Origin of the sequence: Microcoleus sp. w1-18aA5, assembly GCF_036701705.1 — a bacterium.
In the GTDB taxonomy this organism is placed as follows: domain Bacteria; phylum Cyanobacteriota; class Cyanobacteriia; order Cyanobacteriales; family Microcoleaceae; genus Microcoleus.
Genome location: NZ_JAUPTE010000006.1, coordinates 35,184 through 55,642, shown reverse-complemented (window position 1 = coordinate 55,642; position 20,459 = coordinate 35,184). Strand labels below are relative to the sequence as shown.

The window sequence follows — 20,459 nt, the reverse complement described above, 5'->3', positions numbered from 1 at the left end:
AAGAGTATAGATGCGATCCATCCATTGGCACCCACAGCCTACCATATAAAATATTTTCTCTGTCTTTTCTATGCCAGCAATTCCTTAAGTTTAGCAATATTTTCATTGCTTAAGTAAATTTTAATTTCTAGTTCTTGGTCGGATTCCCACAGCAGCAGCAGATTATCTTCGCCCAAGGCGATTTCGGGATTGTTTAATTCAAGTGTTTGATATTTAACTTCGGGAATTCCTACGCGAATTACCAGTTCCGCTTCCAACTGAGGATAGATGTACAATTGCTGTTGCAAGTTGTCAAGTTCTAATTTGTCAACAGTGTTGTTACGTTGGACAGGAGAATCGGGTATGTACCAATAGAGAGTTTCCTCCCGAATTTCAGGATTGACTATCACAAATGTTTCGTCAAAACGCTGGGGATGCCAGTGAATTTCGCTCAGACCGCCGATTTGCGGAATCAGTCGCTCTACCCAGCTAATTTCTTTCCCGTTCAGGTTTGCCCACCACTGACTAATATTATCGAGATTGTCAGCATTTTCGGGGTCGGTGCTGCCGGACTGCCAGACTGTTTTTAGTTGTTGCATATACAGGTTCTCCAGCGAATTTTAATTTGAGATTGCAGGTGTTCAATTGGAGATTCATTCGTTATACAATAATTTTAATGGACTTACCAATTATTTACCACGAAGATTACGTTGCACCTCTGCCATCGGCTCACCGCTTCCCGATGGCAAAGTTTCGGATGCTTTACGAGATGCTGCTCGCGGACGGGGTAGCAGATAAATCGCAATTTCACGCTCCCGAACTTCCCCCTCAAGAATGGATTGAATTAGTCCACGACCACTCCTATGTTCAAGCTTACTGCAACGGGACGCTCGATAACAAAGCGACTCGGCGAATTGGTCTGCCTTGGAGTCGGGCTCTTGCTAATCGCACTTACACTGCGGTTGCAGGAACTGTACTAACTGCCAAGCTCGCTTTAGACTACGGTTTGGCTTGCAATACTGCGGGCGGAACTCATCACGCCTTCCCTGCTTTTGGGTCTGGTTTTTGTATTTTTAATGATTTGGCGATCGCCTCTCGCGTCTTACAAAAAAATGGTTTAGTTCGCAAAGTTTTAATTGTCGATTTAGATGTCCACCAAGGAGACGGAACCGCTGTAATTTTCCAAGATGACAGTAGCGTTTTTACTTTCTCGATGCACTGCGAAGTCAATTTTCCCGGCATCAAACAAAAGGGCGATTTAGATGTACCTTTGCCTGTAGGTATGGAGGACGACGAATATTTACAAACCTTGGATAAATTCCTACCAGATTTGCTGTCAAATGTCAAGCCAGATTTAGTTTTGTACGATGCTGGAGTAGACCCTCATCACGGTGACAAACTGGGAAAATTAGCTTTAACTGATACGGGCTTATTTCGCCGGGAAATGCAAGTTTTGATGGCGTGTTTGGCTGGTGGCTATCCCGTTGCCTGCGTGATTGGCGGGGGCTATTGCGATGACGCTAAGGGGTTAGTTTATCGGCATTCGCTGCTGCACCGAGCTGCCAGTCAAGCCTATAGGCAGTATCGACTTTGATCCAGAGGGGCGAGATTTAAAATTGACTTCAGTATTGTTTGGCGATATGATTCCGTGTTTAGGGTGTCAATTAATACTAAAAACTGGCTAAGCTGTTGTGCATTTAATTTGTATTTTGAGGGCGGGCTTTCGGGCCCAACCCTACTCCCCAAAAGGGGAAAAATTTATTTTACTATGCAATTTAAATGCGGATTAGCTGAAAGTGGTATTAAAATAGATATATCGCATTTAATTGTAGTGTATTTTATGAACTCCAACTCGTTAAATATCACAGAAGATGGAGATAAAGAACCAACTTTGATGCCCATAGACAAGCGCTACCTGCTAGTCCTCAACATCCCATTGTTCTGCGATTTCAAAGGCAGCAGGTATCTCGATTTAATGTGTGTGGGCTAAAGACATAACCCAACACTTCAAGTATTTGAAAAACTTCACGCTAGCATCTCCGTGCGTGCGAGAACCCCCCCCGAAAATACAATAAAGGTGGATTCGGAAACATCATTTGCTGATGCTAAATTTATTGACCTTCCCTCCCCAAATAGCTTTGCCAAAGCAATATTGCTGCTGCCGGCAACGGTTGCCCAGCTTTGGGGCGCGATCGCATCTTCAGATATCGTACATAGTGCCGTAGCAGGCTGGCCGATTCCGATGGCATGGTTAGTGACGCCAATAGTCCTGATACAGCGGAAACCATACCTGCTCATAGTTGAGTCCGCACCGTGGCTGCTGCTGCCGGGCCCCCCTGCCAGCATTAAAGCCAAAATTCAAGCTTACATATACGAAACATATAATCGCTGGTGCATCAACAGCGCCGACTTGACAATCTTTACACAGGCAGAATATCAGCAAAGTTTATTAAACAAACGACACAAGCAAAGTCAGATAATTCATGCTTCGTGGATAGATGAAGAAAATATTATTTCGGAAGCAGAGGCGACTAAAATATGGCACGAAAAACTGTCAGCCTCGCCCAAACAACTAAAAATTCTATTTGCGGGCAGATTGGTTCCAGAGAAAGGCCTGTTAGTTCTCCTAGAAGCAATGAAAGTCTTGGAGGAGGAAAACATTCCCGTCAAGCTGGACATACTAGGTGAAGGCGAACTGTTAAGCAACTGCCAAGCAGCCAGCAAGGCAATGCAAAAATCGGTACAGATAGAAATTTTGGGAACTATTCCTTACGGCAGAGAATTCTTCGGCCGGCTGCAACAATATCATGCTGTTGTGGTTCCCAGTACCTCAGACGAACAGCCCAGAATAGCATACGATGCTTATTCCCAGGCCGTATCGGTACTGGCAAACAACACCGCCGGACTCCGCGACTGTATCGAAAACGTTATCACAGGCTTGATCGGTAATTGCAATGACCCAGTTGATTTAGCAAACTTGCTCAAACAGTCGGGAGAAAACTTGAACCTACTTCAAAATATGGGCATGGCAGGTCTGAAACAGGCTCGCAGCCTGACTCACGAAGAAATGCACCGGCAGCGGTGGCAGCTTTTGTTAAGAATGTTGGAGCAATCAAAAAAGTAAGTAGGTAGGCGCAAATAAACCGGGCTGTGTAAAGGAATGTAAAGCTGTCAGAAGCTTTGGGATTGCTTCGTTTCACGGAGTGACCCTCGCTTTTGACTACTTGTGTATTTTCCGACTCATCTACTTAGGCGATACCTGCACTCCGGGCGATCGCTCCAGCTTGCCAGATGGATACAACTTGAGCTAAAAAGTTGTTAAACCAACAACGGTACTTATGTCGAAGGCCAGCGAGTCCAATCACCCCTATCCACTGCTGGTTGTCATTGTTAACTACCGAACCTCTAGTTTGACAATAGACTGCTTGCGCTCTCTAGTTAGCGAAGTTCAATCGCTGCCCGGTATGCGAGTTGTAGTTGGCGACAATGCTTCAGGCGATCGCTCCGTCGAAGAAATTAGTAGTGCGATCGCCTCAGAAGGCTGGAATGAATGGGCATCCTTCCTTCCCCTAAACCGCAACGGCGGATTTGCCTTCGGCAACAACGCCGTGATCCGTCCCGCCCTCCAATCCACCAATCCTCCTCCTTACTTCCTGCTGCTCAACCCAGACACCATAGTTCGCCCCGGTGCCTTAAAAGCCCTCGTCGATTTCATGGAATCCCACCCCGAAGCCGGCATCGCCGGCAGCCGCTTGGAAGACCCCGACGGCACGCCCCAAGAGTCAGCTTTTCGGTTTCACAACCTCTTTACCGAACTCGATTTTGGTTGGCGGACAGGCTTTATATCCAAGTTATTAGCCAACTGGGCCGCAGCGCCTCCCATTTCTCAAAAAACCTGTCAAACTGATTGGGTAGCTGGAGCCAGCATGATCGTGCGTCGCGAAGTATTTGAAAAGATTGGCTTGATGGATGAAGCTTATTTCATGTACTGCGAAGAAATGGACTTTTGTCTGCAAGCGAACAAAGCTGGCTGGAGTTGCTGGTACGTACCCGAAAGTCGTGTTGTCCACTTAGTCGGCCAAAGCTCAGGCGTCACTGACACCAAAAAGCCCGCCAAGCGGCTGCCCACCTATTGGTTTGATTCCCGACGTAGGTACTTTATCAAAAACTACGGCTTGGTTTACACAGCATTAACTGATATATCCTGGGCTTCCGGTTTTGCAGCGTGGAGGGTTCGCCGCGTACTTCAAGGCAAACCCGATGGCGATCCACCAGAATTGCTGAGGGATTTTGTATTAAATAGTGTATTTTTTAAGGGGGGTAAGATTGAAAAATCCAAAAACTTTTAAAGGGAGTTGGTAAATCGGTAAAAGCTAACTAAACCAGGTTAACCTAGGCAAGCAAAATATTTTAGGATGCAGCCGAGAAATTAGTATTCTCGATCGATAAAACCGGATTGCTCCTTCCTCAGAAACCTGACAGACCCATTAATATCGTCGGCATCTAGCAATAGAGTAAACAAGAAATAGCGTGAATTAGAGCTTATGGTAACTGAGCAAAACTTAATCACCAGTGAAAATCAAGTAGAAAGCCCCGGCCTGGGATTGTGGCAGCAAATTAAAGAAGACTGGATTGCTCATGGTCGAGATTGGACAAAACCGGGATTTCGCGCCGTAGCAGTGCAGCGTTTTGGCGTCTGGAGAATGCAGGTAGAACCGAAATTACTGCGAGCTCCTTTGAGCATTATTTATCGAGCACTCTACCGAAAAGTCCGCAATAGTTACGGGATAGACTTGCCTTACACTGTGAAGCTCGGTCGTCGCGTAGTGATTGAACATCAAAACGCTATTATTATTCACGGATATTGTACGATCGGCGACGACTGTATTCTCCGCCAAGGTGTAACGTTGGGAAACCGCTATTTGGACAAACCGCTAGAATCCCCTCAATTGGGCGATCGGGTTAACGTCGGCGCTGGTGCAAAAATCCTCGGCAAGGTTAACCTAGGAGACGACGTAAATATCGGTGCCAATGCTGTAGTTTTATCAGATATTCCCGCAGGCCAAACTGCCGTTGGTATCCCTGCCAAAATTATCAAATCCCGGCCTGCTGAAAACAATGCTTAAATCATTTTCTTTCTTATGGATTCTGCTATCACTCTGCGGAGATTAAATAAATCTCCCTAGTCTAGTTAGAGATTAATCTTAAGATAAACCACACAAATAGGCACAATTGTCTACATCATCAAAAAATTGTACAAACAATGGTTGAGTCAATCACTAAGTCAATCATTTCTGCTACAGAACCAGACTGGAGCCGCGAAAAACTTAGCAAGTGGTGGGAACCCAGTCGCCAACTGCTCAAATCTATCCGCAACTATCAAAAGTGGCAGCAGCAGGGTGGAATTGGAGGATATATTTTATGCCGTTGGAACGTGATCCAGCATCGATTTTGGAGCGTTGTCACTGCAACAGACATCCCTTTGAACTGCCAAATACAAGGAGGACTGCTGCTGACTCATCCTAATGGCGTTGTCATTCATCCCAGTGCTTCCATTGGCCCTAACTGTCTGATTCTTCAGCAGGTGACAATTGTTGCTGATGTCAAAATCGGCGGTCATGTCGATATTGGTGCCGGAGCTAAAATTATTCGCTCCGTAACGATCGGCGATCATGCTTTGATTGGTGCCAATGCTGTGGTGATTTGTGACGTGCCACCCGGTGCAACCGCAGTGGGAATACCGGCAAAAATAATCGAAAAAAAACCCAGGAAGTCTGACAAATAATTTCTAAAAGTCGCAGAAAAATTATGAAATTAGCTGGACTTTTATTAAAATATAAAAGGAACTGCTCAGTAGTCGCATTCAAAAGGTAAAACTTGAAACAAATTGGATTAGTGGCGATCGGACGAAATGAAGGGCAGCGCCTCCGCCAGTGCCTAGTCTCAGCCACAGACAAAGTTGCCCGCGTCGTCTACGTCGATTCCGGCTCAACAGACGGTAGCCTAGAGTTAGCCCGATCGCTCGGAGCCGATACAGTAGAACTAGACTTATCTATACCGTTTACCGCAGCCCGCGCCAGAAACGAAGGCTTTGCCCGCTTGCTGGAAATAGCACCAGAAATCGAATTTGTCCAATTTGTGGACGGTGACTGCGAAGTAGTTGATGGATGGATCGATCGAGCCTACAGCGAACTCGCAGCCAAACCAGACGTAGCAGCAGTATGCGGGCGCAGGCGCGAACGATACCCCAAAGCAAGCATCTACAACCAATTGTGCGACATCGAGTGGGATACCCCCATTGGCGAAACCAAAGCCTGCGGTGGCGACTCCATGATGCGCGCCACGGCATTTCAGCAAGTCGAAGGTTTCAATCCCGCACTAATAGCCGGCGAAGAACCCGAACTGTGCTTGCGACTTCGCCAAAAAGGTTGGAAAATCCTCCGCTTAGACGCAGAAATGACCCTGCACGACGCGCAAATGACCAGTTTTGTTCAGTGGTGGAAGCGCGCCCAAAGAGCTGGTTACGCCTACGCCGAGGGTTCCTGGATGCACGGAAGCGAACCAGAGCGCCATTGGGTCAAAGAAACCCGGAGCACCTGGTTTTGGGGCTTAGTTTTGCCAGCCCTAGCCTTGGCAATGATATGGCCGACAAAAGGCTGGAGCTTGTTACTATTGAGTGGCTACCCCTTAGCAACCTATCGCACCTATAACTATTATCTAAAGCATCGGGCTCTCACCACTAAAGACTCAGCCATCTACGCTTTGTCTTGCGTATTAGCCAAATTTCCCCAGCTACAAGGTCAAATCCAGTTTCACCAGCGCCGATTGCTGGGGCAGCAGAGCAAGTTGATCGAATACAAAACAACCAACTCTATTCATTCAGCCAGCTAGAATTACAGCTAACGTCCCAGAAAGTCCACCCCTGAGTAGCAAACAAATGAGCGATCAACAATTAAAAGTTTTACTAATTGTAGAGCAGTGCAATCCTGACTGGGCATCAGTACCTTTGGTGGGGTACAATTTTTTTCAAGAAATCAATAATTTAGCTGATGTAACCCTCGTCACCCATATTAGAAATAAACCAGCTCTCGAAAAACACCCAGAATACGAAAAAGTTGTCTACCTTGAAGAAGGAAAGTTAACCAAACAATATTATAAAATAGTCGAAAAACTCACCGCAAACGGGCGAGTCAATTGGCCTCTTTATAATACCTTGAGCTACCCAATTTATGAAGAATTTAATCAGCAAGTATATGAAAAATTTAAAGGAAAAATCCTTAACGGAGATTATGACATAGTTCATGCAATTACCCCGATGATGCCGCGGTATCCGTTTAAGGTAGTCAGTGTTTGCCAGCAGACTCCTTTTATTCTAGGCCCTGTGAATGGGGGCATTCCCTTTCCACCAGGTTTTCAAGAAACGGCGAAACAAGAATTTGCTCAATTCAACTTTTTGAGAGCAGTTGGTCGAGCATTAATTCCAGGTTATGTAGAAACTTACAAAAAAGCCGACAAAATTTTAGCAGGTTCAACATATACTTTAAATATGCTAAAAGATTTGTTTGCAATACCGGACCAAAAAATTGATTTGTTTTACGAAAATGGCATTTCGGAGGATTTCTTAAACCAGACAAGTATCCCAATTAAAGATGTTAACCATATCAATCTGCTTTTTGTGGGTCGATTAGTGCCTTACAAATGTGCCGATATTGTTATTGAGTCTATTGGGAAATTAGAGCAGGAAATTAAAAGTAAAATCCGCTTAACTATAGTAGGAGACGGGGCAGAAAAAAATAACTTGGAAAACCGAGTAAAGGAGCTTGATCTAGGGGAAATAGTTAGTTTTGCCGGATGGGTAAATCAACAAGAAACTCTGGATTATTACAGGAAAGCAGATATTTTTTGCTTCCCTTCAATCCGAGAGTTCGGGGGCGCAGTGGTAATGGAAGCTATGGCTTGCGGACTCCCCTGCATAGTTGCCAATAACGGCGGTATTGGTGAATACGTGAATGAAGAAACTGGTTTTAAGATCGAGCCGATTTCTAGAGAGTATCTAACACAGGAGTTGACAAGTAAAATTAAGCTGTTAGTCGAAGATGATCGGCTGCGGGAAAGTATGTCAGCTAAGGCGATCGAAAAAGCCAGAGAATTTGCTTGGGAGAACAAGGGCATAAAAATCGTCGAGATTTACGAAAAAATGCTCGGTGAGAAAGGTGTTCGTGCATCGGCATAGTAGAGTAGATAAATATTCTTGAAGTAAAAATTAGAAAGTAGGTGAGAAATGAAGGCAAAAATCGGATACTTTATTCCCCAATTTCCGGGACAAACACACATCTTTTTGTGGCGGGAGCGACAATTTCTTGCAGAACTTGGAATTGAAACAGATTTAGTATCAACTCAACCGCCACCCAGAGCGATCGCTTCTCACGTATGGGCAGAAGAAGCTCAAAAAAATACTATTTATCTATTTCCCTTTGCTGCGAAAGATTTTATTAACTCATTCCTAGAGGTTCTCAAAGCAGGCCCCGCTGCATGGTGGCAGTGCTTAGCAGTTATTGCCAAAGCGAGAGATACATCGTTATTTGAAAAAGTTAAACTCTTAGCACTGATTTTGGTTGCTGGGAAACTAGCCGCGTTAACAAAAACAAAAGGTTGGTCTCACATCCACGTTCATTCCTGTGCCAATTCCGCCAATATAGCCTTATTTAACTCAATTCTTACAGGCTGTACTTACAGTATCACTCTTCACGGGCCTACTCTAGAAGTGTACGGGTCAAATCAGGAACAAAAGTGGAAAAATGCTGCTTTTGCGATCGTCATATCTCAACTGCTTCTCAATGATGTCAAAAATAAATTAGCGAACTTTCTTCCCAAACAATTAGCTGTTGCTCCCATGGGAGTTAATATTGCAGAAATTAAACGCAGCAGCCCTTACAAGCCTTGGCAAGAAGGAAGTCCGTGCAAGATTTTTGCTTGCGGCCGCCTCAACCCGGTGAAAGGTCATAAATACTTGATTGAGACTGTAGAATTGCTGCGAAATCGGGGATTTGACGTGAGGCTGCAAATTGCAGGCGAGGATGAACAAGGGGGCAGCGGATATCACCAAGAGCTACAAAAAATCATTGAAGATAAATCGATGTCCGAATTCGTGGAGCTACTTGGGGCTGTTTCGGAACAGCGAATTCGCCAAGGTCTAGAAGCAGCTCACATTTTCGCTTTGGCAAGTTTGAATGAAGGAGTTCCGGTTGCTGTGATGGAAGCAATGGCGATGGAAGTGCCGTCGGTTGTTACTAATGTAGGCGGAACTTCTGAGCTAGTAGATGACGGCGTGGATGCTGTATTAGTCCAATCAGAAAAACCCGAAGAAATGGCCGATGCGATCGTCAATATACTGCAAAATCCCGAACTTGCTTTGAGCCTCAGTCAGGAATCCCGGAAAAAAATCATGGCGAAATTTAGCCACGGCCGCAGTGCAGAAACTTTAGCTCAGTGTTTGGAAAAACTTGGAAAAACTAACCCGTCTTAGTTATGCCAAAGAACAAATTTAATCTCAGATTACATAAATCCAGTTGAGTCCAAACAAGTTATGCGAATTTTAATTGTTGCTCAGAACGCTTCAACTAAATTCGGTGGCGAGTCATTGCTGCCGGTCAACTATTTCCGGATACTTCGATCGCGCCAAATAGAGACATGGTTAGTGGCGCACGCCCGCACCCAGGCAGAACTCACAGAGCTGTTTCCAGAAGACTGCGATCGAATGCACTTTGTACCGGACACTTGGCTGCACCGACTGCTTCACAATTTCGGGCGATTTATCCCTGAAAGAGTTAATGAGTTTACTTTTGGGCTGCTATCTCACCTGTACACCCAAGTGCTACAGCGTCGTATTGTCCGGTGGCTGGTGAGCAAACACCAGATTGATATTGTACACGAACCGACACCAGTCTCGGCAACAGTTCCTTCGTTGATGTTCGGGTTGGGAGTTCCGGTAGTTATCGGGCCGATGAACACGTCGGTTAAATTTCCTCTGGCTTTTCGATCGCGCCAAAGTCCTATCATTGATATTTTAATCGAGATCGGTTACCAGTGCGTCGATTTCTTCAATCGTCTTTTTCCCGGTAAAATCAAAGCCGAGACGCTGTTAGTGGCAAACGATCGGACGAAGCAGGCACTGGCATCTGGAGTGCAGGGTAAAGTTATTGAACTTGTGGAAAACGGCGTGGATTTCTCGGTGTGGCGATTGGACTCTAGCTTATCAAGAGCAGCGACCGGGCAGGTTCATTTTATATTTTTAGGCAGGCTGATCGGCTGGAAAGCTGTAGATTTGCTGCTGGAAGCCTTCGCACCCGTCGTCGCTCAAACTGATGCAGTCTTGGAAATCATCGGTGATGGGCACCTCCGAGGGGAACTCGAAGCTCAAACAGCTCGTTTAGGCATCGACAGCAACGTTGTATTTAGTCGCTGGCTGTCTCAGGAAGACTGCGCTCTCAAAATGCAACAAGCTGATGCAATGGTTTTTCCCAGTTTGCGGGAATGCGGGGGGGCAGTGGTGATGGAGGCAATGGCAGTGGGCTTGCCTGTCATAGCAACGAACTGGGGTGGCCCTGCAGATTATCTGAATTCCACTTGCGGTATTTTAGTAGAACCGACTTCTAAAGAAGGATTTGTCCAGGGACTGACAGATGCGATGCTCAAGCTGGCTCATTCACCAGAATTGCGACAGAGTATGGGTTCTGCGGGACGGGAACGAGTCCAGCAGCATTTTGATTGGGAACGCAAAGTCGATCGAATACTTGATATTTATCAACAAACGATCGACGATTGCCCGAAGCATTAGGTAGCCGACCATTAAAGCATAAAGCAGCAGCTTTCAGGTTGAAAGCTGCTGCTTGGGGGTGCTAAAAAAGTATGTGGTGGCCCAAAGCCGCGCTCTACACCCTAACTAGCTAAAAACGGGTTAACCCGTTTTTTGGGTTAACCCGCGAGCTTGGAAACATGCAGTTCAATTAGTTTTGCACTACCAGCTTAACGTTGGCATTTTGCAAACCGCGCTGCTTGACTGCTGCCAAGGTCTTGTTGACTGCGTACTTCTGGTTGATGGAGTTGATTAACTCAGTTTGATTGTGCTTTTTGGCGACGCCCCAGAGGTCGGCAATCAGGTCAAAAGAACCATCGCTATTGCGAGACCAACCCAGGTCATATTCGCCTTCGAGAATCGCCACGATGTCGGAGCGAACGCGCTGACCGTTATAGCCACGAACATCAGCTTCTGACTTGACAGAAATGCCCAAGTCGCGCAGGGAAGCTTTCAGGATTTCGGCATCGGTGATTTTGGTACGCAGAGTGCTAAAGTGAGACATTGGATTTCCTCCTAATAAAACTGAGAGAGAAACAACAACGGTCTGGATTTAACGGTGCCGCTGGGCGGCTCTTGAATCGAACTGCTAGCTGTTGCTAGCCTTTGCTCCTGTTTGGACCAGGAGAAAGCTTTTAGAATTCCATTCGCTGGTATTCAGCGACGGAAGACGCAGCGGGCCGTGCACGCTGTCTAGCCCAATCTCGAAGGGCGGTGACCTGTTCGGTCATTGTTTTAGACAGTGGCATTGTAGATTTAATGGCCGCGATGATGTCTAGCTGCGTAAACTCTCGATCTTGAGCGAAGGCTTCGTACATTGCGGCTACTAGCGCTTGCTCAATCTCTGCACCTGAAAAGCCCTCGGAAACATTGGAAAGTTGCTCTAAATCGAAGCGAGTAATTTCCCGACGGCGCTTTGACAGGTGAATCTTAAATATATCTTGGCGTTCTTCTTTAGTAGGCAGATCAACAAAGAAGAGTTCGTCAAATCGGCCTTTCCTCAAGAATTCTCCCGGCAACCGCTCGATTCGGTTGGCTGTTGCCATTACGAAGACTGGGGAAGTCTTTTCTTGCATCCAAGTGAGGAATGAACCGAAAATCCGGCTGGAGGTGCCTCCGTCTGAGTCGGCCGAACCAGTGCCTCCTGCAAAGGCTTTGTCTAGTTCGTCGATGAAGAGGAGGGCTGGAGAGATGGATTCTGCGGTTTTGAGGGCATTGCGGAGGTTGGCTTCCGATCGGCCCACCATCGAGCCGTCGTAGACTCTACCCATATCTAGCCTCAGCAGGGGCAGTCCCCAGAGGCGGGAGGTGGTCTTGGCAATCAGTGATTTTCCGCATCCCGGTACGCCGAGAATTAACATCCCTTTTGGTTGGGGCAGGCCGTATTCTCTCGCCCTTTCTGTAAAGGCGTTGGAACGCTGTCTCAGCCACCGCTTCAGCTCTTCTAAACCGCCGACTGCATCCAGGGTTTCGTCTTCTTCAATAAACTCTAGAATGCCGTTGCGCCGAATTAATTGCTTTTTCTCCGAAAGAACTATGTCTACTTCTTCTTCTGTGAGGCGCCCAGTCGAAACTTGGGCTTTGCGATAAACTTTTTCAGCTTCGTCCTTGGTCAATCCCAAGGCTGCTTTTAAAAGTTTTTCTCGCGCTTCTGTGGTAATGCGTCGCGATTGCGTTTGCTCCAACTGACCAGACAATACTTGGTTTAGTTCCTTCATGTCTGGCAACGCGAAGTCTAATACCACTACTTCCTTTTCTAGCTCGATTGGAATTTGCTGCAAAGGAGACATCAGTATAATTGTCTTTTGCGTTCCTTTGAAGTTGGCGATCGCATCGCGCAACCACCTCGTTACCGGAGGAGAATCTATGAAAGGATGCAGATCTTTGAAAATGTAGATGCTAGCGTTACTGTTGGGTTCTCGCTGCCTGATCACCCATTCAATTGCTGCCTCTGGCGAGACGGTGTTGTGTTGGGTGGTGGTGCGGGGTTGACCATACTCCACAATGCCGTGAGTTACAGTCCAGATAAATACTCGTCGCTGTGGTTTGGCTTGAGCTATTGTCGAAATTGCTTGCTCACACCGCTCTTCCTCGGATGTCACGAGGTAGATCAGAGGATATTGAGCTTGGATTAGAATACTGATCTCTTCTTGCATAGTCCTCGACCCACTAGAGACGGTGCTATCTTTGCTGAATCTCAATGCTGCCCTTAGCCCTCTTACTGAAAATTTCAGTTTTAGCTTTTTGGGGAAGCAAGGCATTCTTAGCAGGGAACCAATTCTTCCTCTCCCGGTTTGGCCGTGCTGGCACTGACGCCCGACACCTGCTTTACTGGAAGATCCTGTTCAGCCAATACGCTCGGCTGACTTGTTACGGATGCCAGTTCTCCATCTCGCATTACTACTGAACCCGTGCATTCTGGACAGTTGTATACCCGATGGGTTTGTCCGTAGGAGGCTTCTACTTCGTCAACCAGTTCGGGATTTCCTAGGTAGAAGACAATTGCCCTTTCTGCAATTGATGACATCGGTTCAGTTTCGACTGCGGCTCGGATTTTGAGCTGGCGATGCAGTTCTGGTGGAAGATACAATGTAACTTTTTGCTTTTCTTGCATATGACAGTGAATTGACTTACCCGGGTATGTATATCAGATTAGCCACTTAATTCTTTGCTGTCAAGCCTCTATGCTGCTTTAGCGTCATCTTGTAATATTTCGTTACATTGGATGTGACTCTGGGGCAGTTAACAACGAAAAAGTTAGGGGTGTAACTGATGAGTCCGAGGTGCAGCGGCAGGTATGGGTAGCGTCAATCGATTTTAGATTTTAGATTTTAGATTTTAGAGGCGACCCCACGGATAAATGCGGGGGCTTGAGAATTTTTGATTTTCGATTTGGGATTGATTCCACGGATAAATCACGTGGCGGGTACCACCTTTGAAATTCCTGGTCAAGGACGATCGACCAACTATAAATATCAACAATAGATATAGCCTTTCTCAGTAACATGAGGTGCTCATAGGCCTCCGTGGCCTCCGTGGCCTCCGTGGGCATAGGCATAGGACTCGCCCCCATACCTCACAACGCTTGAGCACCGCTATATATAGGAGTGGGGCCAACAAATTCTTTGAGTCGCCATCTGGGGTAAGGTGCGCCATCAGCACCCAGCCCGCTCATGAGTGCGCGGTAAGCACCGGTGGACTGAATACACAACGAAGTTACTAACTTTGGGCGCTTTGATTTTGAAACCAAACTCCCCCAAACAGTTTTTATGGCTTTAAGTGTGAAAAATCCGAACGTGAAATAGCCGTTTTCGGCTTTTTATCGGGCTCCGATTTAACACACCTTGACAGCGCTAGCGCTCAGCACCCTATGGTTAGACTTTTTGGATGACATTGTGTAAGCTTTTACGCACTTAATTTTTTGGCCCAAATGCTCGCTACAAGGACTCTAGGCTGCAAAATCTTAAATTTAGAGGGGTGTCAGCTTATCTTTAATAGGGCAGTGCTGGGTAATATATACTTGGATGCGGACCTGCTAACCTGAAATTTTTAATTTTAGATATCAAAGAACTGACTGATGGATTTAGACCAACAGATTCAAGCATTGATCGAAAAAGCTCCGCCCGACGGTTCAACGCCAGAAATCTTAAAGGCGATCGCCCCGGCCCTGGTGTTAATTGCCCAACAGCTACAGCACCTCGAATACTCGATCCTGCAAGCGGTAGACCAAAGTTGGGCTATCGTGGTTTTGAGCAACCTCAAGCAACCGGGACGGGAGAAGAAGGTGATTTATGCTTGGACAAGTATTAAAGATGCGTCGCAGGCTGCGGCTGCTGGGGGCGATCGTCTCAGACCGGTGCTTTTGCCTGTTACTCACATTTTATTTCAGATGATAGCTCTGGAAGGTCTTGACAGCATTGTTTTTTTTGAAAGTCCCGGAAATCAGGAAGTCGGGACGGAAATCCCTCGCGAGCAAGTACAGAGTTTAATTAACGTTTACTTGCAACAGTATCGATCGGCTCCACCGCCAGATATTGCCTAAACAATTCAATTTTCTATTAATTGGTAACAGGGCATTAGGCATTGGGCATTCCCCATTACCAATTCCCCATTACCAATAAAGTGTAACTTTTTAACCTCTAATAAAGTCTGCTCAAAACGTATTCAGCTAAATCAATCAAAGCTTGACGGGACTCTGAATGGGGCAGCGCAGCTAAGTATTCGACGGCTTTCTGTGCGTGGTTTGTGGCTAGTTCTCGGGATCTCTCTATGCCTCTAGAATCTTCTACCAGTGCCAGGGCCTGGTCTAGATCTCCTTCTTGGGCAAATTCGCGTTCTATGAGAACTTCCAAGTAAGGTTTTTCTTCTAGGGCAAATAGTGCGGGTGCTGTCAGATTACCGCTTCTGAGATCCGAGCCTGCTGGTTTCCCCAAAGTTTCCGTTGAAGCGGTGAAATCTAATATATCATCTACTATTTGGAATGCCAAACCAATGTTCCGACCGTAGTTGTACAAATCGTCTGCTATTTCCGCTGACACCTCGCTCAAACAGCCCGCTGCTTTGGAACTGTTGGCAATTAAAGACGCTGTTTTGTAATAACTTTTTTCGAGGTACGCTTCGATCGACAAGCTGGTGTCAAATCCATTGAGTCCCTGTTGAATTTCCCCCTCAGCTAAATCCATAATCACTTCTGAAAGCAGTTTGACTACTGGCAGGTTGTCGAGATTGGCCAAATGCCAGGAAGATTGAGCAAACAGAAAGTCTCCCGCCAATACTGCCACTCGGTTGTTAAACCGACTGTGAACCGTCGGCACTCCCCGCCGCAGATCCGACTCGTCCACCACGTCGTCGTGGACTAGACTAGCTGTGTGGATCATTTCCGTAATTTCAGCGAGGCGACGGTGTTTTTCCGTGATTTCCCGATCGGGCATAGTCGCCTTGGCCATCAACAGAACGATCGCGGGTCTCACTCGTTTTCCCTTTGTGCCGAATAAGTATTCTGCAGCCGCGTACAAGATGGGATGACGGGCACCCACTAACTGTTTTAAGTTTTCTGTCAACAGTCGCAGGTCTTCTTCAACCGAGGAAAATAGGAGAGTGCTAGAGATCATGGATACGCCGACTCAAGCCGTAAAGTAACAAAATTTTACATATCATATCTTTATTTTAAGGTAATTCTCTGCAATAGAAAAGAAAAATCTAGGCGATCGGCAGTTATTTGTCATCTGCCGCCCGATGGGAGTCACCCGACTGCCATCGGCGAGTTGCCGACTCTCAGAGGGGTTGCCCCTATTGTATCGAATTGTTAAGGACACTGCCAAAAAATCTCTAAATCCCAAAAACCCTGTGTTATTATGGGTATTAAGGATTTAAACAATTCTATACATTAAGTACAGCCAGACTGGCAGGTAGCTTTTAGGTGCCTGTAAAAGTTTCGTAGAGCCAGCCTTGTTAGTCGATCGCAGCCAAAATTTCTGGGACAGATTTTTAGTTCCTCGCGGCTAAAAGTTATCAGAAGTTAAGAGTAGCGCATCTTATGTACACGGTAGCTCAAAGCAGCTAAAGTGGATAGTTTTAGGCTGTTTAAGCATCTGTAAAGCAGTAAATCATTATTGATGACCGGGAACGCCTAAATGTTCCCGCAGGCTTGATATGGAAAAACAGCCTTCAGAACCAAGGCATGGTCTTGCGTGCTGACTTAATGTAGTAGGTCTTGAACTTGTCCTGCTCCTCCTCGTCCTTGACTTTTGGTTCTAATTATGATTTATCGCGATATTCCTCTAATTATTCCCATTCTGGCCGCCGGCTATGTAATGACTATTTATGTAGTGCTGATGTTGGCCGAACGCAGCGCTAAAATAACTCGATTGGGCGAGTAGTGCACTGCTGGGCAGCCGAAGTCGGCAGCAGCGTCCTCGCTTCACCCTTGAGAATTCGGAATACTCAATAATAACCCTGCCTTGAATGCTTGCGCGCAAAGGCAGGGTTATTATTTACAATTGCGGGTACGGTGATTTTTTTGGCTGCTAGTTACTGCAACAGGTTGCTACAGTTATCGATGTTCAATGCCAAAAGCCTCAGAGGCAAGATATTAGATTGAGTACCAGCTTGTATCGCTCACAGCAAATATCATGTCAGGGAAACCCAGCCAATATTCCGAGAAAGCTATTAAAGTGTTCTCAAAAACGCTGAGTTTGAAGTGGTCGGTTATTGTACCCAAAATCTCAATATTCCTATTTTGTAGCTCCATAAGTTAGAGAAATAAAACGCGAAATTGCTGACTCTAGCAACCTGCTTGCTCAACTGAATGAATCCATAAACTTGCACTACAATCAAATATTTCATTAAAGGGTGCTTAACTTGCTGAGTCAGGCAGATAGTCTCTGCCATTTATTCACAGCTTCCCAAGAAGAGAAAGAGAATTGGCTACAGATAGCCACAAATTTAATTGTTAGTTTTAAATAATCTCGATATAACTGTGTGGGAGAAAAGTAATAGCCAATATTACTGATCCATTAAAACTCTATTAAATTTTGATTAAAATAAGTAAAAGAGAGAGTAGGAGTTGTCATAAATTCTCAAGCGCCACTGCCGAAATTGTTGTCTGAGCCAGACCAACTAAAACAAGTTTCGATAAATCTGATGCACAATGCTTTACAAGCTATAGAGAATTGCCGAGTTTTAAAAGTAGAGGTGAGAGCCGAAAATCCGAGCCTGATCGTCAGTGGCAACTGAATTAGCCGGGAATTTTGCCACGAATATTTGCTCCCTTCTTTACCACAAAACCCGCCGACGAAGGCAGCGGGTTGGGACTGGAGATTATTAAAAAAAGTGTGGAAAAGTATTCGGGTAAAATAGAAGTAACATCAGTTATCGGTCAAAGGACGTGTATTGTGTCAATTCCGATCGCCGTTTAGCGCGATCACACTAAAAATTATACCAATGCGCGACTAAAAATTAACCTCTAGACCGATGTCAAACCAGGATGGCGGTTAGCCTACCGCGACTGTAAAGTCGGAAATCTAAAATGGTATTAAGTGCCGGTTCCGCCTGCATCTATCCCCCTTGATTTGCCCATGTCAACAACAGTTTCTGATACCCAAAGCTTGCTAGAACAGGCGATCGACGCCAAACCACCGGTGCTGCCTCCAGACACACCTGTGAAAGTCGCAATTGCTGCCATGACTGAGGCGAGTGCCAGTTGTATTTTAATCGCGTTTGAGCAGCAATTGCTCGGAATTTTTACAGAACGCGATGTTGTGAAAATAACTGCTAGCGAAATACCGCTAGCGGGGGTAGCAATTTCTGAGGTGATGACTGAAAACCCGATCGCTATTTCCATCGATCAAGGGGGAAATATCTTCAAAGTATTGAGCATATTGCGATCGAAAAGAATCCGTCATTTACCCCTCCTAGACGAAGGTGGGAACTTGCTAGGCGCTATCACCTGCGAAAGCATCCGTAAAATCCTCAAACCGGCAGACTTGCTGAAAATGTGGCGTGCCGAAGAAATTATGACTAGACAATTAATAGTTACCTCAAGCAGCGCCTCAGTTTTAGAAGTCGCAAAACAGATGAGAACCCAGCGAAAAAGCTGCATAGTCATTTGCACTGACAGCGACAACACAAATCAAAAACCTGTGGGCATAATTACAGAACGCGACATTGTTAAATTCCAAGCTTCTGGACTAGATTTCGCACGTACTCCCGTCACCGCCGCCATGAGTTTTCCGCTGATAGCATTGCAGGTAACAGCCACCTTGTGGCAGGCTCACCAGTTAATGCAGCAGCACCGCATCCGGCGCTTGGTGGTGGTGGACGAGGAAGGATATTTAGCTGGAATTGTGACTGAAATTAGCCTGCTGCAGGCCTTAGATCCGGTAGAAATGCACGCAAATGTCGAGCTTTTGCAGGAAACAGTTGCCGACAAAATTCAGGAGTTGAACAAAATGAACGAAGAATTGCAAAAAGAAGCGTTGCGGAGAACAGAAATAGAAGAAAAATTGCGAATATTAAATGATAATTTGGAAGAACAAATCAAACAGCGAACTTTAGAATTAATTAATGCCAACAGTCAGTTAAAAAAGGAAATACAAGACCGCACCACCGCAGAAGCTGAAGTTCGCCGCCTGAACACCGAACTCGAACAGCGAGTTCTAGACCGCACGGTTCAACTAGCAGCCAGTAACGAAGAATTGCAGCAACAAATTAGTGGTAGAAAATTGCTCGAAGAAAAATTGCACTTTTCTGAAAGGAAAGTCCGCGCCGTTTTTGAAGCGATGACCGACATCATTCTCGTGCTAGACAGTCAGCGGAACATAGAAGTTTTGCCAACGAATGTGGCAGCGGCTTCTGAGCCAGATTGTGATATAGTCAGCTTGACCATAGAACATTTTTTTGATGACGACAAACCGGATGATTGGTGGCTGTTAGTTCAGCAAGTTTTAGAAACCCAACAAACTATAAATTTTGACTATAGTTTAACAGTTTGTGGCCGCGCAATTTGGTTTTCTGCCTGCATTTCTCTGTTTTCAAAAGATGCAGTCATTTGGGTTGCCCGCAACATCAACGCCCGCAAAATAGCCGAGTCAGCGCTGTGCAAAAAAAATGCAGAGTTATCTCATACTTTAGAAGAACTGAAGCGGACTCAAAAAGAACTTATTCAATCAGAAAAGATGGCAGCCCTCGGACAGTTAATTGCCGGAGTTGCTCATGAAATCAATTCTCCTTTAGGGGCGATTCGCTCTTCTGTGCAGAACATCGCCGACTTTTGGACGGAACAATTGCAGCAGTTGCCGATATTTTTTCAACAACTATCCCCGGAACGGCGGCAGGATTTCTTGGCTTTGCTACACAAGTCCAGCCAAGAAACAGATACATTATCTAGTAAAGAAAAACGTCAGTTAAAAAAACTTTTGCAGGGGCAATTAGAATCAGAAAAGATTGACGACGCCGCCAGTCTTGCCTGTACTTTGTTAGATATCGGCATCGGCAATAATGTAGAACCTTTTTTACCTTTGTTGAAAGACAGCCAAAGTAGAAATATTGTACAAACCGCCTACCAATTTGCTACGGTACAAAAAAGCACTAAAAATATTGCTACCGCCACGGATAGGGCAGCCAAAATCGTTTTTGCTTTGAAAAGCTACTCTCGTTACGACCAGTCGGGTACCAAAGTAATCGCTAATATCACCGATGGTATTGATACTGTTTTAACGCTTTACCACTACCAAATCAAACACGGTGTGGAAGTAGTCAGAAACTATGGTACTAATTTACCCTCTGTGCTATGCTATCCTGATGAACTCAGTCAAGTTTGGACAAATTTAGTTCACAATGCTTTACAAGCGATGGGCAACAAAGGCGTGTTAAAAATTGATGTCAAACACCAAGCGAACGCAATATCAGTTAGTATTACAGACAGTGGTCCCGGCATTCCTCCAGAGATTATGCCGAGAATTTTTGAGCCGTTTTTCACAACTAAACCTCCAGGGGAAGGTAGCGGTTTGGGATTAGATATAGTTCAAAAAATTCTGGAAAAACACCAAGGTGAACTGCAAGTAGAAAGCGTGCCTGGTCAAACAAAATTTACTATATTCTTGCCGGTCGGAATCCCTTGATAGCA

The 20,459-nt window shown here is 45.6% G+C and carries 18 protein-coding genes; 13 read left to right on the top strand and 5 right to left on the bottom strand.

Features of this window, described 5'->3' with window-relative positions; all coding sequences use genetic code 11:
- Nucleotides 1-68: 68 nt before the first annotated feature.
- Nucleotides 69-578, bottom strand: coding sequence for a hypothetical protein (locus Q5691_RS03755; protein ID WP_333209829.1), 510 nt, complete (start codon nucleotides 576-578; stop codon nucleotides 69-71).
- A 77-nt stretch (nucleotides 579-655) separates the two neighbouring features.
- Here Q5691_RS03755 and Q5691_RS03750 point away from each other — a divergent pair, with 77 nt between their 5' ends.
- The 10 genes from Q5691_RS03750 (at nucleotide 656) to Q5691_RS03705 (ending at nucleotide 10,816) form a co-directional block, all read left to right on the top strand.
- Nucleotides 656-1,573, top strand: a complete 918-nt coding sequence (locus Q5691_RS03750) for a histone deacetylase (protein WP_333229241.1) — start codon at nucleotides 656-658, stop codon at nucleotides 1,571-1,573.
- Between the two features lie 246 nt (nucleotides 1,574-1,819).
- Nucleotides 1,820-1,969 carry a hypothetical protein gene (locus Q5691_RS03745; protein WP_333309708.1) on the top strand — a complete coding sequence of 50 codons (150 nt, stop codon included), beginning with the start codon at nucleotides 1,820-1,822 and terminating at the stop codon, nucleotides 1,967-1,969.
- Between the two features lie 87 nt (nucleotides 1,970-2,056).
- Nucleotides 2,057-3,103: a glycosyltransferase gene (locus Q5691_RS03740; protein WP_333343929.1), complete on the top strand. Its 1,047-nt coding sequence runs from the start codon at nucleotides 2,057-2,059 to the stop codon at nucleotides 3,101-3,103.
- Nucleotides 3,104-3,317: 214 nt separating this feature from the next.
- Nucleotides 3,318-4,328 carry a glycosyltransferase family 2 protein gene (locus Q5691_RS03735; RefSeq protein ID WP_333209836.1) on the top strand — a complete coding sequence of 337 codons (1,011 nt, stop codon included), beginning with the start codon at nucleotides 3,318-3,320 and terminating at the stop codon, nucleotides 4,326-4,328.
- 195 nt (nucleotides 4,329-4,523) lie between these two features.
- Complete coding sequence (locus Q5691_RS03730) at nucleotides 4,524-5,105, top strand: serine acetyltransferase (RefSeq protein WP_333229247.1); 582 nt, start codon at nucleotides 4,524-4,526, stop codon at nucleotides 5,103-5,105.
- Between the two features lie 137 nt (nucleotides 5,106-5,242).
- Complete coding sequence (locus Q5691_RS03725; protein WP_333209840.1) at nucleotides 5,243-5,764, top strand: serine acetyltransferase; 522 nt, start codon at nucleotides 5,243-5,245, stop codon at nucleotides 5,762-5,764.
- 92 nt (nucleotides 5,765-5,856) lie between these two features.
- Nucleotides 5,857-6,870, top strand: a complete 1,014-nt coding sequence (locus Q5691_RS03720; RefSeq protein ID WP_333343928.1) for a glycosyltransferase — start codon at nucleotides 5,857-5,859, stop codon at nucleotides 6,868-6,870.
- Nucleotides 6,871-6,916: 46 nt separating this feature from the next.
- A complete protein-coding gene (locus Q5691_RS03715) occupies nucleotides 6,917-8,212 on the top strand; it encodes a glycosyltransferase family 4 protein (RefSeq protein WP_333209842.1) in 1,296 nt (431 codons plus the stop codon).
- 48 nt (nucleotides 8,213-8,260) lie between these two features.
- On the top strand, nucleotides 8,261-9,505 hold the full coding sequence (epsE, locus tag Q5691_RS03710) for an exopolysaccharide biosynthesis GT4 family glycosyltransferase EpsE (protein WP_333343927.1): 1,245 nt from the start codon (nucleotides 8,261-8,263) through the stop codon (nucleotides 9,503-9,505).
- Nucleotides 9,506-9,565: 60 nt separating this feature from the next.
- Nucleotides 9,566-10,816 carry a glycosyltransferase family 4 protein gene (locus Q5691_RS03705; RefSeq protein ID WP_333343926.1) on the top strand — a complete coding sequence of 417 codons (1,251 nt, stop codon included), beginning with the start codon at nucleotides 9,566-9,568 and terminating at the stop codon, nucleotides 10,814-10,816.
- A 169-nt stretch (nucleotides 10,817-10,985) separates the two neighbouring features.
- Here Q5691_RS03705 and Q5691_RS03700 read toward each other — a convergent pair whose 3' ends face one another.
- From Q5691_RS03700 to Q5691_RS03690, 3 genes are all read right to left on the bottom strand, one after another.
- Nucleotides 10,986-11,339 carry a DUF1257 domain-containing protein gene (locus Q5691_RS03700; protein WP_006635781.1) on the bottom strand — a complete coding sequence of 118 codons (354 nt, stop codon included), beginning with the start codon at nucleotides 11,337-11,339 and terminating at the stop codon, nucleotides 10,986-10,988.
- A gap of 130 nt (nucleotides 11,340-11,469) precedes the next feature.
- Nucleotides 11,470-12,990 (bottom strand): stress-responsive protein Ycf46, encoded by a 1,521-nt coding sequence (gene ycf46, locus Q5691_RS03695; protein WP_333209848.1) that lies wholly within the window; start codon nucleotides 12,988-12,990, stop codon nucleotides 11,470-11,472.
- 107 nt (nucleotides 12,991-13,097) lie between these two features.
- On the bottom strand, nucleotides 13,098-13,448 hold the full coding sequence (locus Q5691_RS03690) for a hypothetical protein (protein WP_006635783.1): 351 nt from the start codon (nucleotides 13,446-13,448) through the stop codon (nucleotides 13,098-13,100).
- Between the two features lie 963 nt (nucleotides 13,449-14,411).
- Between Q5691_RS03690 and Q5691_RS03685 the strand changes: the two genes are divergently transcribed.
- On the top strand, nucleotides 14,412-14,876 hold the full coding sequence (locus Q5691_RS03685; protein ID WP_333309721.1) for a hypothetical protein: 465 nt from the start codon (nucleotides 14,412-14,414) through the stop codon (nucleotides 14,874-14,876).
- A 97-nt stretch (nucleotides 14,877-14,973) separates the two neighbouring features.
- On the opposite strand, the gene sds is transcribed toward Q5691_RS03685, so the two are convergent.
- On the bottom strand, nucleotides 14,974-15,945 hold the full coding sequence (sds, locus tag Q5691_RS03680; RefSeq protein ID WP_333209851.1) for a solanesyl diphosphate synthase: 972 nt from the start codon (nucleotides 15,943-15,945) through the stop codon (nucleotides 14,974-14,976).
- 1,638 nt (nucleotides 15,946-17,583) lie between these two features.
- On the opposite strand from sds, the gene Q5691_RS03675 reads away from it, so the two are divergent.
- Together Q5691_RS03675 and Q5691_RS03670 are read left to right on the top strand one after the other, a co-directional pair.
- Nucleotides 17,584-17,751: an ATP-binding protein gene (locus tag Q5691_RS03675; protein ID WP_333209853.1), complete on the top strand. Its 168-nt coding sequence runs from the start codon at nucleotides 17,584-17,586 to the stop codon at nucleotides 17,749-17,751.
- 159 nt (nucleotides 17,752-17,910) lie between these two features.
- Complete coding sequence (locus tag Q5691_RS03670; protein ID WP_333343925.1) at nucleotides 17,911-20,454, top strand: CBS domain-containing protein; 2,544 nt, start codon at nucleotides 17,911-17,913, stop codon at nucleotides 20,452-20,454.
- The last annotated feature ends 5 nt before the right edge of the window (nucleotides 20,455-20,459 follow it).

Bases quoted from the DNA above. Each gene is read 5' to 3' on its own strand.
- Q5691_RS03755 (WP_333209829.1), bottom strand. From the start codon at position 578: ATGCAACAACTAAAAACAGTCTGGCAGTCCGGCAGCACCGACCCCGAA.
- Q5691_RS03750 (WP_333229241.1), top strand. From the start codon at position 656: ATGGACTTACCAATTATTTACCACGAAGATTACGTTGCACCTCTGCCA.
- Q5691_RS03745 (WP_333309708.1), top strand. From the start codon at position 1,820: ATGAACTCCAACTCGTTAAATATCACAGAAGATGGAGATAAAGAACCA.
- Q5691_RS03735 (WP_333209836.1), top strand. From the start codon at position 3,318: ATGTCGAAGGCCAGCGAGTCCAATCACCCCTATCCACTGCTGGTTGTC.
- Q5691_RS03730 (WP_333229247.1), top strand. From the start codon at position 4,524: ATGGTAACTGAGCAAAACTTAATCACCAGTGAAAATCAAGTAGAAAGC.
- Q5691_RS03725 (WP_333209840.1), top strand. From the start codon at position 5,243: ATGGTTGAGTCAATCACTAAGTCAATCATTTCTGCTACAGAACCAGAC.
- Q5691_RS03715 (WP_333209842.1), top strand. From the start codon at position 6,917: ATGAGCGATCAACAATTAAAAGTTTTACTAATTGTAGAGCAGTGCAAT.
- epsE (WP_333343927.1), top strand. From the start codon at position 8,261: ATGAAGGCAAAAATCGGATACTTTATTCCCCAATTTCCGGGACAAACA.
- Q5691_RS03705 (WP_333343926.1), top strand. From the start codon at position 9,566: ATGCGAATTTTAATTGTTGCTCAGAACGCTTCAACTAAATTCGGTGGC.
- Q5691_RS03700 (WP_006635781.1), bottom strand. From the start codon at position 11,339: ATGTCTCACTTTAGCACTCTGCGTACCAAAATCACCGATGCCGAAATC.
- ycf46 (WP_333209848.1), bottom strand. From the start codon at position 12,990: ATGCAAGAAGAGATCAGTATTCTAATCCAAGCTCAATATCCTCTGATC.
- Q5691_RS03690 (WP_006635783.1), bottom strand. From the start codon at position 13,448: ATGCAAGAAAAGCAAAAAGTTACATTGTATCTTCCACCAGAACTGCAT.
- Q5691_RS03685 (WP_333309721.1), top strand. From the start codon at position 14,412: ATGGATTTAGACCAACAGATTCAAGCATTGATCGAAAAAGCTCCGCCC.
- sds (WP_333209851.1), bottom strand. From the start codon at position 15,945: ATGATCTCTAGCACTCTCCTATTTTCCTCGGTTGAAGAAGACCTGCGA.
- Q5691_RS03670 (WP_333343925.1), top strand. From the start codon at position 17,911: ATGTCAACAACAGTTTCTGATACCCAAAGCTTGCTAGAACAGGCGATC.